This window comes from Mycobacterium asiaticum DSM 44297, from assembly GCF_000613245.1.
Classification (GTDB): Bacteria; Actinomycetota; Actinomycetes; order Mycobacteriales; family Mycobacteriaceae; genus Mycobacterium; species Mycobacterium asiaticum.
The window spans coordinates 494,355-508,147 of sequence record NZ_HG964937.1; the positions used below are offsets into that span (position 1 = coordinate 494,355).

General features: G+C 65.7%; 13 protein-coding genes. 10 read left to right on the forward strand and 3 right to left on the reverse strand.

All coding sequences use genetic code 11. From position 1 onward, the window contains the following. Positions 1-213 precede the first annotated feature (213 nt). From BN972_RS12830 to BN972_RS12855, 6 genes are read left to right on the forward strand one after another with little or no spacing between them, the layout of a single operon-like run. A complete protein-coding gene (locus BN972_RS12830) occupies positions 214-861 on the forward strand; it encodes a CoA transferase subunit B (RefSeq protein WP_036358340.1) in 648 nt (215 codons plus the stop codon). Next, positions 858-2,435, forward strand: coding sequence for a carboxyl transferase domain-containing protein (locus BN972_RS12835; protein WP_036358343.1), 1,578 nt, complete (start codon positions 858-860; stop codon positions 2,433-2,435). Before BN972_RS12830 ends, BN972_RS12835 begins: the two co-directional genes overlap by 4 nt. A 1-nt stretch (position 2,436) precedes the next feature. Then, entirely contained in the window at positions 2,437-4,425 is a 1,989-nt protein-coding gene (locus BN972_RS12840) for an acetyl/propionyl/methylcrotonyl-CoA carboxylase subunit alpha (protein WP_036358346.1), read from the forward strand. Next, positions 4,425-5,591 carry an acyl-CoA dehydrogenase family protein gene (locus BN972_RS12845; protein WP_036358349.1) on the forward strand — a complete coding sequence of 389 codons (1,167 nt, stop codon included), beginning with the start codon at positions 4,425-4,427 and terminating at the stop codon, positions 5,589-5,591. Before BN972_RS12840 ends, BN972_RS12845 begins: the two co-directional genes overlap by 1 nt. After that, positions 5,588-6,094: a MaoC family dehydratase gene (locus BN972_RS12850; protein ID WP_036358352.1), complete on the forward strand. Its 507-nt coding sequence runs from the start codon at positions 5,588-5,590 to the stop codon at positions 6,092-6,094. The genes BN972_RS12845 and BN972_RS12850 overlap by 4 nt, the downstream gene beginning before the upstream one ends. Then, a complete protein-coding gene (locus BN972_RS12855; protein ID WP_036358355.1) occupies positions 6,081-6,890 on the forward strand; it encodes an HpcH/HpaI aldolase/citrate lyase family protein in 810 nt (269 codons plus the stop codon). The genes BN972_RS12850 and BN972_RS12855 overlap by 14 nt, the downstream gene beginning before the upstream one ends. A gap of 13 nt (positions 6,891-6,903) precedes the next feature. Here the strand turns inward: BN972_RS12855 and BN972_RS12860 are convergent, their stop codons facing one another. Together BN972_RS12860 and BN972_RS12865 are read right to left on the reverse strand one after the other, a co-directional pair. Beyond that, positions 6,904-7,179 carry a DUF3761 domain-containing protein gene (locus BN972_RS12860; protein WP_036358358.1) on the reverse strand — a complete coding sequence of 92 codons (276 nt, stop codon included), beginning with the start codon at positions 7,177-7,179 and terminating at the stop codon, positions 6,904-6,906. Between the two features lie 116 nt (positions 7,180-7,295). Continuing rightward, complete coding sequence (locus BN972_RS12865) at positions 7,296-8,504, reverse strand: Rv1453 family transcriptional regulator (protein ID WP_036358361.1); 1,209 nt, start codon at positions 8,502-8,504, stop codon at positions 7,296-7,298. A gap of 130 nt (positions 8,505-8,634) precedes the next feature. On the opposite strand from BN972_RS12865, the gene BN972_RS12870 reads away from it, so the two are divergent. Then, positions 8,635-10,143, forward strand: coding sequence for a flavin-containing monooxygenase (locus BN972_RS12870; protein ID WP_036358363.1), 1,509 nt, complete (start codon positions 8,635-8,637; stop codon positions 10,141-10,143). Between the two features lie 7 nt (positions 10,144-10,150). After that, positions 10,151-10,978, forward strand: coding sequence for an adenylate/guanylate cyclase domain-containing protein (locus BN972_RS12875; protein WP_036358366.1), 828 nt, complete (start codon positions 10,151-10,153; stop codon positions 10,976-10,978). On the opposite strand, the gene BN972_RS28835 is transcribed toward BN972_RS12875, so the two are convergent. Continuing rightward, positions 10,975-12,054, reverse strand: a complete 1,080-nt coding sequence (locus tag BN972_RS28835) for a hypothetical protein (RefSeq protein WP_148305393.1) — start codon at positions 12,052-12,054, stop codon at positions 10,975-10,977. The two genes, BN972_RS12875 and BN972_RS28835, sit on opposite strands and share 4 nt — an antisense overlap. Before the next feature lie 212 nt (positions 12,055-12,266). Between BN972_RS28835 and BN972_RS12885 the strand changes: the two genes are divergently transcribed. Together BN972_RS12885 and BN972_RS12890 are read left to right on the forward strand one after the other, a co-directional pair. Continuing rightward, on the forward strand, positions 12,267-12,953 hold the full coding sequence (locus BN972_RS12885; protein ID WP_036358369.1) for a GAP family protein: 687 nt from the start codon (positions 12,267-12,269) through the stop codon (positions 12,951-12,953). A gap of 136 nt (positions 12,954-13,089) precedes the next feature. Next, entirely contained in the window at positions 13,090-13,779 is a 690-nt protein-coding gene (locus tag BN972_RS12890) for a cutinase family protein (protein ID WP_036360755.1), read from the forward strand. Positions 13,780-13,793 lie beyond the last annotated feature (14 nt).

Here is a 13,793-nt window from a genome sequence, read left to right on the forward strand (position 1 = left end):
GCTGTGTGCACCTCCCAGTGCCGAGCGTCACGCCAGCGTGGCCGCCGACGTCGAGTGTCACGCCAGTGCGGCTGTCGACGAGTGCACAAGGGGGCACCAGATGACCGCGCGGAGCTGTGGGCACCTTCCAGCGCCGAGCGTCACGCCAGCGTGGCTGTCGACGTCGAGTGTCACGCCAGTGTGGGTATCGACGAGTGCAGAAGGGAGCGACAGATGACCTGGACCAGAGACCAGATGGCCGCACGCGTGGCGGCGGACTTCGAAGACGGGCAGTACGTCAATCTGGGCATCGGTATTCCCACCCTGATCCCCAACCACATCCCGGACGGCGTGCACGTCGTGCTGCATTCGGAAAACGGCATCCTGGGTGTGGGCCCCTATCCTCGGCGCGAAGATGTCGACGCCGATCTGATCAATGCAGGCAAGGAAACGGTCACCGTGCAGCCGGGTGCGGCGTTCTTCGGCTCGTCGACCTCATTCGGAGTCATCCGCGGCGGACATCTGGACGTGGCGGTCCTTGGCGCCATGCAGGTTTCGGCCACCGGGGACCTCGCCAACTGGATGATCCCCGGCAAGATGGTCAAGGGTATGGGCGGCGCAATGGACCTGGTGCATGGCGCGCGCAAGGTCATCGTGGTGATGGAGCACGCCGCCAAGGACGGCAGCCCGAAAATCCTGGAGCGGTGCACGTTGCCGTTGACCGGGGTGGGGTGCGTGAACCGGATCGTCACCGAACTTGCGGTCATCGACGTCCGCGACGAAGGCCTGCACCTGATTGAGACAGCGCCCGACGTGTCGGTCGAAGAGGTATTGGCGAAAACTCAACCGCCCCTGATTGTTTCGGAATTGGCTAAGAGGTGACGACCATCGCGCCGTCGTTCGCCGACGAGCACCGTCGCCTCATCGCCGAGCTGAACGACAAGCTCGCCGCGGCCGCCCTGGGCGGTAACGAGCGGGCCCGCGAGCGTCATGTCAGCCGCGGCAAGCTGTTGCCCCGCGAACGGGTGGACCGCCTGCTCGACCCGGGTAGTCCGTTCCTGGAACTGGCGCCGCTGGCCGCCAACGGCATGTATGAAGACGAATCCCCGGGCGCGGGAATCATCACCGGTATCGGCCGGGTGTCCGAGCGGGAATGCGTGATCGTCGCCAACGACGCGACGGTCAAGGGCGGCACGTACTACCCGATGACGGTCAAGAAGCACCTGCGCGCCCAGGAGGTCGCGCTGCAGAACCTGCTGCCATGCATTTACCTGGTCGACTCCGGCGGCGCTTTCCTGCCGCGTCAGGACGAAGTGTTTCCCGACCGTGAGCACTTCGGCCGGATCTTCTACAACCAGGCCACCATGAGCGCTAAAGGAATTCCGCAAGTCGCGGCCGTACTCGGGTCCTGCACGGCGGGCGGTGCCTACGTGCCGGCGATGAGTGATGAAGCCGTCATCGTGCGCGAGCAGGGCACGATCTTTCTCGGTGGTCCGCCTTTGGTCAAGGCGGCCACCGGTGAGATCGTCACGGCCGAGGAACTCGGCGGCGGCGACCTGCATTCCCGGGTCTCCGGCGTCACCGACCATCTGGCCGACGACGACGAGGACGCGTTGCGGATCGTGCGTTCGATCGCGGCGACCTTCGGTCCACGCGAACCCGCGCAGTGGGAGGTACTACCCACCGTCGACCCCAAACACCAGCAGAGCGAACTTTACGACGTCGTGCCCCCCGACCCGCGGGTTCCCTACGACGTGCACGAAGTTATCGTCCGGCTCGTCGACGGCGGCGAATTCAGCGAATTCAAGTCCAATTACGGCAAGACGCTGGTGACGGCCTTCGCCCGCATCCACGGCCACCCGGTGGGCATCGTCGCGAACAACGGCGTGCTGTTCAGCGAATCGGCTGTCAAGGGAGCGCATTTCATCGAGCTGTGTGACAAGCGCCGGATCCCGCTGCTGTTCCTGCAGAACATCGCCGGTTTCATGGTCGGCCGCGACTACGAGGCGGGCGGTATCGCCAAGCACGGCGCCAAAATGGTCACGGCGGTGGCTTGCGCTCGGGTGCCGAAGCTGACCGTGGTGATCGGCGGTTCCTATGGCGCGGGCAACTATTCGATGTGCGGGCGCGCATATTCGCCTCGCTTCCTGTGGATGTGGCCCAACGCGCGGATCTCGGTGATGGGCGGTGAGCAGGCCGCGTCCGTACTGGCCACGGTGCGCGGCGAGCAACTCTCCGCCGCGGGCAAACCCTGGAACCCAGACGAGGAAGAGGAGTTCAAGGCGCCCATCCGGGCCCAGTACGAGGACCAGGGCAACCCGTATTACTCAACCGCCCGGCTGTGGGACGACGGCATCATCGACCCGGCCGACACCAGAACCGTTGTTGGCCTCGCACTTTCGGTGTGCGCCCACGCTCCGCTGGAATCGGTCTCCTACGGCGTCTTTCGGATGTGACATGTTTGACACAGTCTTAGTGGCCAACCGCGGTGAGATCGCCGTCCGGGTGATCCGCACCTTGCGCCGTCTCGGTATCCGATCGGTTGCGGTGTACAGCGATGCCGACGCCGGTGCCCGGCATGTCCGGGAAGCCGATACCGCCGTTCGGCTTGGGCCGGCGCCCGCGCGGGAAAGCTACCTCGACATCGGCAAAGTGATCGATGCCGCGCTGCGCACCGAAGCGCAGGCCATTCATCCAGGGTACGGATTCCTCTCTGAGAACAAAGACTTCGCGGCCGCTTGTGACCGCGCCGGGGTGGTGTTCCTCGGTCCGTCGGCGCACGCAATCGAGGTGATGGGCGACAAGATCACCGCCAAGAACGCCGTCGTCGCCTTCGACGTACCGGTGGTGCCGGGCATAGCGCGGCCCGGGCTGACCGATGACGAGCTGATCGCGGCCGCCGAGGACGTGGGCTATCCGGTGCTGGTCAAGCCGTCCGCGGGTGGTGGCGGAAAAGGGATGCGCCTAGTGGAGGAACCGGCGCGCCTGGCCGAAGCCTTGATCAGCGCCCGCCGGGAGGCCGCGTCCGCATTCGGTGACGACACCCTGTTCCTGGAGCGGTTCATGTTGCGGCCCAGGCACATTGAGGTTCAGGTTCTGGCTGACACGCACGGCAATGTGGTGCACCTCGGCGAGCGCGAATGCAGCCTGCAACGACGCCACCAGAAGGTCATCGAGGAGGCACCCTCACCGCTGCTGGACGCCGCGACCCGGGCGCGGATCGGCGAAGCGGCCTGCAATACCGCCCGCAGCGTGGACTACGTCGGCGCCGGCACGGTGGAGTTCATCGTCTCGGCCGACCGGCCCGACGAATTCTTCTTCATGGAGATGAACACCCGGCTGCAGGTGGAACACCCCGTCACCGAAGCGGTTACCGGGCTGGACCTCGTCGAGTGGCAGCTGCGGGTGGCCGCGGGGGAGAAGCTTGCGTTCGCGCAGGACGACGTCGAACTCAACGGCCACGCGATCGAGGCCCGGGTGTACGCCGAGGACCCCGCGCGAGGATTTCTGCCGACCGGCGGCCAAGTGCTACAGGTGATCGAGCCGTCCGGAGCCGGTGTACGCGTGGACTCCTCACTGCTGGCGGACACGGTGGTCGGCAGCGACTACGACCCGATGCTGAGCAAGGTGATCGCGCACGGTGCCGACCGCGGTCAGGCGCTGGCGCGGCTCGACCGGGCGCTGTCGCAGACCACCGTTCTGGGGGTGCAGACCAATATCGAGTTTTTGCGGTTCCTGTTGGCCGACCCGCGGGTCCAGGCGGGCGACCTCGACACCGCGCTGCTCGACGAGCGGCTGGCCGACTTCGCGCCGCTTGCCGTTCCCGACGACGTGTTCGCCGCCGCCGGCCTCTACGTCCAGTGGGCAATCGATCGGCGTGCCCGGGGCAACCTGTGGGCCACGCCGAACGGCTGGCGCGTAGGCGGTGCCGCAGCCCCAGTCCGCACCGCGATGCGTACCCCGCTGCGCAGCGAAACCGTGTCGGTGTGGGGTCTGCCCGGATCGGCCACCGTTGAAGTTGGTGACGGCGAAACAGCCAGCGCGACCGTGCAACTCGAGCATGGTCAACTCGTGGTTACCTTGGATAGTGTGCGCCGGGAGTACCGGTGTGCGGAGGCCGACCGGCACTTGTGGATCGGTGATGAACGGGGCACCTGGCACATCCGGGAGGCCGAGGAACACAAAATCGACCGCGCGGCGGGCGACCGGCCGGCCGAGGTCCTCAGCCCGATGCCGGGCAATGTGATCGCGGTGCAGGTCGGCTCCGGCGACGAGGTGTCTGAGGGCGACGTGGTGGTGGTCGTCGAGGCGATGAAGATGGAACACGCACTGGCAGCACCGGTTTCGGGGCAGGCCGAGGTCCTGGTGGCCGTCGGGGACCAGGTGAAGTTTGAACAGGTATTGGCCAGGTTCGTCCCGGCCGACCAGAGCAAGGAAAAAGAATAATGACGACAACGATCGGCGCGGGCACGTTGCCCAAGGAATACGAGGAACTCCGCGACACGGTGGCCGATTTCGCGCGCACCGTCGTCGCACCTGTCTCGGCCAAACACGACGAGGAACACAGCTTCCCGTACGAAGTGGTCGCCAAGATGGCCGATATGGGTCTGTTCGGCCTGCCTTTTCCCGAGGAGTACGGCGGTATGGGCGGCGACTACTTCGCACTGGCTCTGGCCTTGGAGGAACTGGGCAAGGTCGACCAGTCGGTCGCCATCACCCTGGAAGCCGGTGTCGGACTGGGTGCGATGCCGATCTACCGTTTCGGCACCGAGGAACAGAAGCAGAAGTGGCTCCCGGACCTGATCGCAGGACGCGCGCTGGCCGGGTTCGGTCTGACCGAACCCGGTGCCGGATCCGATGCGGGCGGCACCCGCACCACCGCCCGGCTCGACGGCGACGACTGGATCATCAACGGCAGCAAGCAATTCATCACCAACTCGGGCACCGACATCACCTCGTTGGTCACCATCACCGCGGTGACCGGCAGCCTGGCCGACGGCAAAAAAGAAATCTCGACCATCATCGTGCCCAACGGCACACCGGGCTTCACCGTCGAACCGGTCTACAACAAGGTCGGCTGGAACGCCTCGGACACCCACCCGCTGTCCTTCGACGACGCACGGGTGCCGGTCGAGAATTTGCTGGGCGTGCGGGGGAAGGGTTACGCGAACTTCCTGTCCATCCTGGATGAAGGCCGCATCGCGATCGCCGCGCTGGCCACCGGGGTGGCGCAGGGCTGTGTCGACGAGAGCGTCAAGTACGCCAAGGAACGCCAATCGTTCGGCCAGCCGATCGGTTCGTATCAGGCGATAAGCTTCAAGATCGCCCGGATGGAAGCGCGGGCCCACGTCGCTCGCACGGCGTACTACGACGCGGCCGCAAAGATGTTGGCGGGCCAGCCTTTCAAGAAGGAGGCGGCGATCGCCAAGATGATCTCTTCCGAGGCGGCCATGGACAACGCCCGGGACGCCACGCAGATCCACGGTGGCTACGGCTTCATGAACGAGTACCCGGTGGCGCGCCATTACCGGGACAGCAAGATCCTCGAGATCGGCGAGGGCACCACCGAGGTGCAACTCATGCTCATCGCGCGATCCCTGGGGCTGTCATGAGCGATGCCAAGTCCGTTGTCCAGCGCGGGTTGTGGTTCGAGGAGTTCGAGATCGGGACCACCTACCTGCACCGGCCCGGTCGGACCGTCACCGAGGCCGACAACGTGCTGTTCACCACGCTGACCATGAATACCCAATCCCTGCACCTGGACGCGGCGTGGGCCGCCGATCAACCCGGCTTCGGCGGCGAGCGGCTGGTGAACTCCATGTTCACCCTGTCGACCCTGGTGGGACTATCGGTCTCCCAGTTGACCCTGGGCACCATCGTGGCCAACCTCGGGTTCTCTGAGGTGTCCTTTCCCAAGCCGGTCTTCCACGGCGACACCCTCTATGCCGAGACGGTGTGTACCGGAAAGCGAGAGTCGAAAAGCCGTCCGGGCGAGGGCATCGTCACGTTGGAGCACACCGGACGCAACCAGCACGGCGATGTGGTTGCGCGGGCTGTGCGCACGACGCTGGTACAGAAGCGGCCAGTGATGGAGAGCCGCAATGAGATTGCGTGACGCCGGCCCCGCTTGGCTGTTCTGCCCGGCCGACCGTCCCGAGCGGTTCGCGAAGGCAGCGGCAGCCGCCGACGTGGTGATCCTCGACCTGGAGGACGGGGTGGCTGCGGCGGAGCGGGCCGCGGCGCGCACCGCGTTGCGTGAGACCCCGTTGGATCCTGAACGTACCGTGGTGCGGATCAACGCCGCCGGCACCGAAGACCAGGCGCTCGACCTGCAGGCCCTGGCCGAGACCGCGTACACCACGGTGATGCTGCCCAAGACCGAGTCGGCGGCCCAGGTGGACGCGCTGGCGCCCCGCGATGTCATCGCGCTGCTGGAAACACCCCGCGGCGCGCTCTTCGCCACCGAGATCGCCGCTGCCGAAGGCACCGTCGCAATGATGTGGGGCGCTGAGGATTTGGTGGCGACCCTGGGGGGCAGCTCCAGTAGACGGCCGGACGGCAGCTATCGGGATGTGGCCCGGCACGTCCGGTCGACAGCGCTGCTGGCGGCGTCGGCATTTGGCCGCCTGGCGCTCGATGCGGTGCACCTGGACATCCGCGATCTCGACGGCTTGCGGGAAGAGGCCGTCGATGGCGTGGCGGTCGGCTTCGACGTGACCGTGTGCATCCACCCCAGCCAAGTTCCCGTGGTGCGCAACGCCTATCGGCCCAGCGACGAGAAACTGGATTGGGCGCGAAGGGTTTTGGAAGCGGCCAAGTCCGAGCGGGGCGTGTTTGCGTTCGAAGGCCAGATGGTCGACTCTCCGGTGCTGCGGCATGCCGAAGCGATGCTGCGTCGGGCAGGCGGCTAACTTCCGGTCGAGGTCAGCTCGTCAGCCACTGCTTGACGCCGCCGTGGCCAGAACAGGTGCCGGAGCGGTGCGTGCTGTGGGAGTACGTGCCGTCGCCGCACACGGCTGTGGCGCCTTCGGACCCGCCGCCCGCCGACGGCGAAGCGATGCACTGCCCGTCCGAATTCGAGTAATAGCCGTGGCTGCAACTGCCGAGAACGATCGTCGATCCGCCCGCACTGATCGCGGGTGCCGCGAGCAGCGTCCCTCCCGAAATAGCCAGTACCGCAGCAAAAAGCCGAACGCGCATTGTCCCACCTGTGAAGATCGAGCCTGAAAAGTCAACGGGTCCCCACCCGGAGACCGACAGTAACGGGTTGACGGCGTCGTCGTGCGGGATTCGCCAAACTCTGCTTCAGCCTGCCGCTACCGTCCGCGCCAGCGCAGCACATCCAACGCGACCGCCACGTTGACGCTGTTCTCGGCCAGCGGACGCGGCAGCAGCTCGTCGGCCCGCGCCAGCCGGCGCAGCAGGGTGTTGCGATGGGTGTAGAGCCGCGCCGCCGCGCGGGAGGCATTGCACTGCTCGTCGACGAAAATGCGGACGAATTCCTGTAGTTCACTGCCCGCCGTCTCGAGGTCACCGAGAGTGTGGCGCACGAATTCGCCGGCGCGGTCGGGGTCAGCGGTGAGCAGGGCTACCAGTTCGACGTCGGCGAACTGGGCGATGCGGTGCGGCGAGTGCAGGCGAGCCATCATCTGCTGGGTGGTGATCGCATCGAAGTGACTGCGCCGGAATCCGTCGATTCCGTCGGCTGTCGGCCCGATTGCAACGCGTACATCGGGCATTGCCGCAATCGAATTTCGCAGCAGCGCAACGTCTAAAGATCCACTCGGGATCCACACCCATCGAGTGGCGGTGCTGGCAAGGACCGTCAGCGGCCGTACCCCCGCGGCATGCCCGAGCGCCTCGGCGGCCGCATCCAGCCGAGCCATGTCGGCACCCGGATCGTCGCTCCAGATGACGGCCGCGGTGTGCGGTCCGGTCAACGCGTAACCCAGGCGCGCCTCGGCCCGCTTGCGGGTGATGGGGGCGCCATCGAGGATCAGCGCGACGGTCTCCCGCCGCTCGGCATGGGTTCCGCGGGTGAGGTCATCCAGCTCCTGATCGATCTGGGCCGCGATGCCCGCCAGGGTGGCATCGATGTAGGCGCTGATCGAGCGGGAGCAGACGTCCAGCAGCTCGTGGAGTTCGGCGGGATCGGAGGTTAGCTCGAAGGCGATCTCCATCAATCGGCGCCAGGCCACCGCTTCACCGACGCGATAGGCGTCGAGGGTGAACGCTGTCAAGCCGCGGCGGGCGACTTCTCGGGCGATGTTCATCGGTTCTGGACCGGTGTTCGGAGGCACCGGCGCCCCGGGGTCGCGCACATTGGCCGCTCCCCAGAAGTACATGTTGGCCCTGTTGCTCCGGCTGACGGCCGCGGCCAGTTCGGGATCGGCGGCGATCTGAGGGCTGGCCGCCAGGACCTCCGCGTCGAGTTCATCGAGCCACTCGGCTCGCGGGTTCACAGTGATCTGCGCGCACTGCCGAATCAGCTCCCTGACCGGCTCGGACGGACGTTTCCACGGCATTTAGCCACAGTAAAGTGGTGGTGCAAAATGCACCACAACCGCTGGTTAATTGAGAAGAAATATACTTGGTTGGCGGCGCCAATCCGGCGACTATTGGCCCAACGCATCCCGCCGATCAGGAGCCACGACCATGCCCCACCCGTCCGCAGACACCGTCGAACACGTCGACGTCCTCATCATCGGCGCCGGAATCTCGGGCATCGGCGCCGCGTACTACCTGCAGCGGGAGCATCCGGGACGCAGCTACGCGATCCTGGAAGCGCGCGGCGCCACCGGTGGCACTTGGGACCTGTTCCGCTACCCGGGCATCCGCTCGGACTCCGACCTGCACACCTTCGGCTACGAGTTCAAGCCATGGCGCGACGACCACGCCATCGCAACGTCCGACAAGATCCTGGCCTATCTGCGCGAGACCGCCGCCGAGAACGGCATCGACGGCAAGATCCGGTTCCATCACAAGGTGAGCGGCGCCGCCTGGTCGAGCGTGGACGCGCGCTGGGTTGTCGACGCCGAGCGGACGGACGTCGGTCAGCCGGTACAGATCAGCGCCAACTGGCTGTTCTGCGCCGGCGGTTACTACCGCTACGACGAGGGCTACACACCGCATTTCGCGGGACGCGACCGATTCAACGGTCAGATCGTGCACCCGCAGCACTGGCCTGAGGATCTGGACTACGCGGGCAAAAAGGTCGTCATCATCGGCAGCGGCGCCACCGCCGTCACCCTGGTACCGGCGATGGCCGAGCGGGCCGGGCACGTCACCATGCTGCAACGCTCACCGACCTACATCATGCCGGTGCCCTCAAAAGACGTCTTCGCCAATGCGGCCAAGGCCCTGCTGGGCGACAAACTCGGCTACGCGCTGGCCCGCCGTAAGAACATCGCTCAGCAGCGTGCGGTGTATCAGTTCTGCCAGAAGCACCCGTCCTTGGCCCGCAAGATCATCCGCCATCTCAACGCCAAGCGACTGCCCGAGGGTTACCCCGTCGACGAGCACTTCAGCCCGACGTACAACCCGTGGGATCAGCGACTGTGCGCGGTGCCCGACTCTGATCTGTTCCGGGCGATCAGCAACGGCAGCGCGTCGGTGGTCACCGACCGGATCGCCACCTTCACCGAGACCGGCATCGAGCTCGAATCCGGTCGCCAGCTCGATGCCGACATCATCGTCACCGCAACGGGTTTGAACATGCAGGCGTTCGGCGGGATTTCGCTCACGGTCGACGGCGCAGCGGTCAACCTGCCCGAGCGGGTGGCCTATAAGGGGATGATGCTGTCCGACGTCCCGAACTTCGCGTACGCGATCGGCTACACCAACTCCTCCTGGACGCTCAAGGTCGGACTGCTGTGCGAACACTTTTGCCGGTTGCTCAGCCATATGGATGCGCACGGCTATGACACCGCGCGTCCCGTCCTCGACGACCCCGACATGCCGACCCGGCCGTTCATGGACTTCGCGGCCGGCTACGTCCAGCGCGTGGTGCACGAGCTACCCCGGCAGGGCACCGACCAACCGTGGCTGACGTCGATGAGTTACCACGCCGACGTGAAGCTGTTGCGCGACAACGACGTGGTTGACCCGGCCCTGCAATTGACGGCCTCGGCCGACATTCCGAGTCGGGAGGCGGTCCCGGCATAATCGTCGGGTGAGCGCGACAGTTCTTTGGGCGATCATCGCCCTCACCGAGTTCGCCGGGTTGATCGCGGCGTTTGTTGTGCTCATTGTGTCGCGGCGCCAGCTGAGCGGAGCACGAAAAGCGTTGGCGCGCATGCGATTGGAGGGTCCGAACCGTCGTCGCCGCCGCAGGCCCGGTGTGGCTCCGCTCGCGGTCAAGAGGGTCTGGCGGACAGCGGACTCTCTGATCAACAAGGGGCTTGGCGCCACCGTGCGTAACTCGGTCGAGGACCTCGCCGGCTGGGCACGAGTGGAATGGCCCGATCTCGCAAGGATCACAGCGGACGGCAACGTCGTCATCGCCTTCTCCGACATCGAAGGGTCCACCGAACTCAACGAAGAACTCGGCGACAGGGGCTGGGTGAAATTGCTGGAACGCCACAACAAGCTGATAGCCAAGCAGGTTGAGGGCCACGGTGGCCACGTGGTGAAAACGCAGGGCGACGGTTTCATGATCGCCTTCCCTGACCCCACAAAGGCCGTCCTGTGCAGCATCGCCGTGCAGCGGGCGCTGCAAGCAGAACCTGAACGGTTCAACGACATTCGCGTACGGATCGGCCTGCACATGGGCAGCTCGGTGCGACGCGGAGACGATCTCTTCGGACGCAATGTCGCTATGGCCGCACGAGTCGCGGGTCAGGCCGACGGGGGTGAGATCCTGATCAGCGAGTCGATTCGCGACGAGATTCAGAATTCGCGTGAAATCGCGCTGGACACACCTCGCGAGGTCGAACTCAAGGGCATCCGCGGCACACACCAGCTGTACCCGGTGATGTGGTCGGGAGCCGACGACAGCTAGGGGACCTGCCGCACCCGATCACCGATATTGACCCGCACCTGCGGCCGGACCTGCGCGTCGTCACCGGCCGGCTTCGCGTTGCCGATCTTCTCGCGCATCGGAATAGGTTCCGCCAGTTCGGTTTCGAGCATCTTGGTGATCGACTCGTCAATGGACTCATACGGTCCGACGTCGTCGGTCCGCACACCCGCTCGGGCAAACTCAGTCAAGGCCGGATACTGCAGTTTCGCCGGTGTGTACGTCCGGAACGTCACCGCTCGCGAGAATTTCGCTTGCACCTCGACGACTTTCACCCGCAGCTTCTCCACCGGCAGCTCACCGATCACCGAACCCGTCTCCGGGTCCAGGATCTCGTCTCCTCCATCAGCCATCACCGCGAACACCATGTCGGTCTGCAGGCCGTGCTCTGAACCGCGATTGATGATCAAGGTGTATTCGTCCTCGACCCGAGCCACGCTGCCCGTGATCAATGCCGAGGCTTCGTCGTGCTCTATCGGCCTCCTAACAGGACCGTCCCCCGCGACGATGCGCGGCGGGGGAGCGTCGCTGATGACCACTGACTCCCATCGGCGTACCGACTGCTCCGCAGTGCCTAGCGACAACTCCGTTGCGGTCCTGGCTCGCACCACCTCGATCAGTGCGCCTTCTTTGCTGCCGCTTTCCAACTGGCGCTGCGCATCGGCGAGGCGGTCGTCGACGTAGCGAACGGACTTCTTCAAGTGCAGGATCGCGTACAGCGCGTTCTGCGTTGCGTTCGCGAGGCTTTGGTTGATCTCGTGCCCGGCGTACCAGCGAGTTCCGAGGATGCCCAACGTGATGCAGAAGCCAGGAACAAACGCAATGACGCACGCCTGCCCAATTGGATTACCCGGAAAGGCGAGAGCACCGAAGATGCTCAGGCCGGCGAGTCCGCCCAGGATGGCGAGTTTCTGTAAAGGCGATGGTCTGAGCTCGGCCAGACGTGCCAGCCGTCTGCCCAGGCGGGCCAGCCATCTGCCCAGTAGGGACAGTCCCGCACCCAGATGAGACAGCCCGTTGGCCAAGTGCGTCGGCCAGGTGGCGAATACGGCTTTCAACTGGGCCCGACCGCTGCTCGCAGGTGCGCCGGCAGCTAACGGCTGCCCAGGGATCTCGGAGCCAGTTGCAGGTGGTTCGCCGTCAGCCACCTTGTCATCATCGCACCGGATAGCGAACTGCGAGGGGTTGGACACCGAAGGGCCTGCGGCGCGCCGATGGTACGGTCGCGGCGACATCCGTGCCGACACCCAAGACGGAGAAGCCTGCCACCATGTGGATCACCATCCTGGTGATGGCCATCGCGGTGAGCCTCGAACCGTTCCGGATCGGCATGACCGCGCTGCTGCTCAATCGGCCCAAGCCGACGCTGCAATTGTTGGCGTTCCTCTGCGGGGGCTTCGCCATGGGCATCACCGTCGGTCTGGTCGTACTGTTCGTGTTTCGCAGACGGCTCGCTGATACGACCTACCTCACGTTGCCCAGGGCCCAACTCATGATCGGTGGGTTGGCCATGCTGGTGGGCGCGGTCCTGGCCGCAAACATTTTGTTGGGCCGAGGCGGGCGCCGGCCGGAACTCGATGTGGTCGTTACCAGAATCGGCTCGCTTCGTCCGGTCGTTTGGCTACGACAGCTGCTCGAGGGGCGTTCGCTATGGGTGGCGGCCGTGGCCGGTCTGGGCTCGGGCCTCCCATCCGTGGATTACTTGGCTGCGTTGGCGGTCATCCTGGCCTCCCGCGCCTCGGCCACGACCCAGGTCGCCGCGCTGCTCGCGTTCCATGCGATGGCCTTCGCTTTCGTAGAGATTCCTTTGCTCGCATACCTGCTGAAACCAGAAGCGACGGGGCGAGGGGTGGCCAGGCTCAATTCCTGGATCCGATCACGTCGCCGGCTGGAAGTTGCCATCTTGCTGCTCGCGGTCGGTGGCGTGCTCGTCACCCTCGGTATCGTGGGCAACTGAGTGCTAGGGCCACGGCCGCGCCTGAAGCGGTGACCGTGCGGGTCGGCTGTTCCGGCTGGGCCGTCGGAACTCCATATTCCGGCCGAGTCCCGCCACCTAACTCACCCGACATTGAGATGAGGCAGTGTTTTTCGTGATGAGACGATCATTTCGCCGGTTCGCGGCGGCGGCCGGCGTGGCGGCGGGGGTGACCGTCCCTGCCCTGTTAGCGCTTCCGTCCGCAGCGGCTGCGCCGTGTCCCGACGTCGAGGTCGTTTTCGCCCGAGGGACCAACGAACCTCCCGGGGTGGGCGGTATCGGAGGGTCCTTCGTCGACGCTGTGCGTTCCCGGGTTGGCGGCCGCTCCTTCAACGTGTACGCGGTCAACTATCCGGCCAGCGATGACTTCGGCAACCCCAACTTCCCGAAGACGGTTGTCGACGGAATTCGGGACGCCAGCTCACACATCCAGTCGATGGCCAATTCCTGCCCGCGCACGCGCGAGATACTGGGCGGATTCTCCCAAGGTGCGGCCGTCGCGGGCTACGTCACTTCGGCCGCCGTGCCCGACGGCGTGCCCGTGGCGTCCGTTCCCCAGCCGCTGGCGCCCGACGTCGCGAGCCACATCGCCGCGGTAGCCCTGTTCGGCACCCCGTCCCCGCAATTCTTGAGCCACCTCAATGCGCCACCGATCACGATCGGTGCCGCTTATCAGCCCAAAACGGTGCAATTGTGCGCACCGGGGGACGGGATCTGCGGCACCGGCAACGACCCAGCGGCGCACGCTTCCTACGGGGTGAACGGCATGACCGGCCGAGCCGCGGACTTCGCGGTGAGCCACCTCTAGCGGTTCGGTTTCGC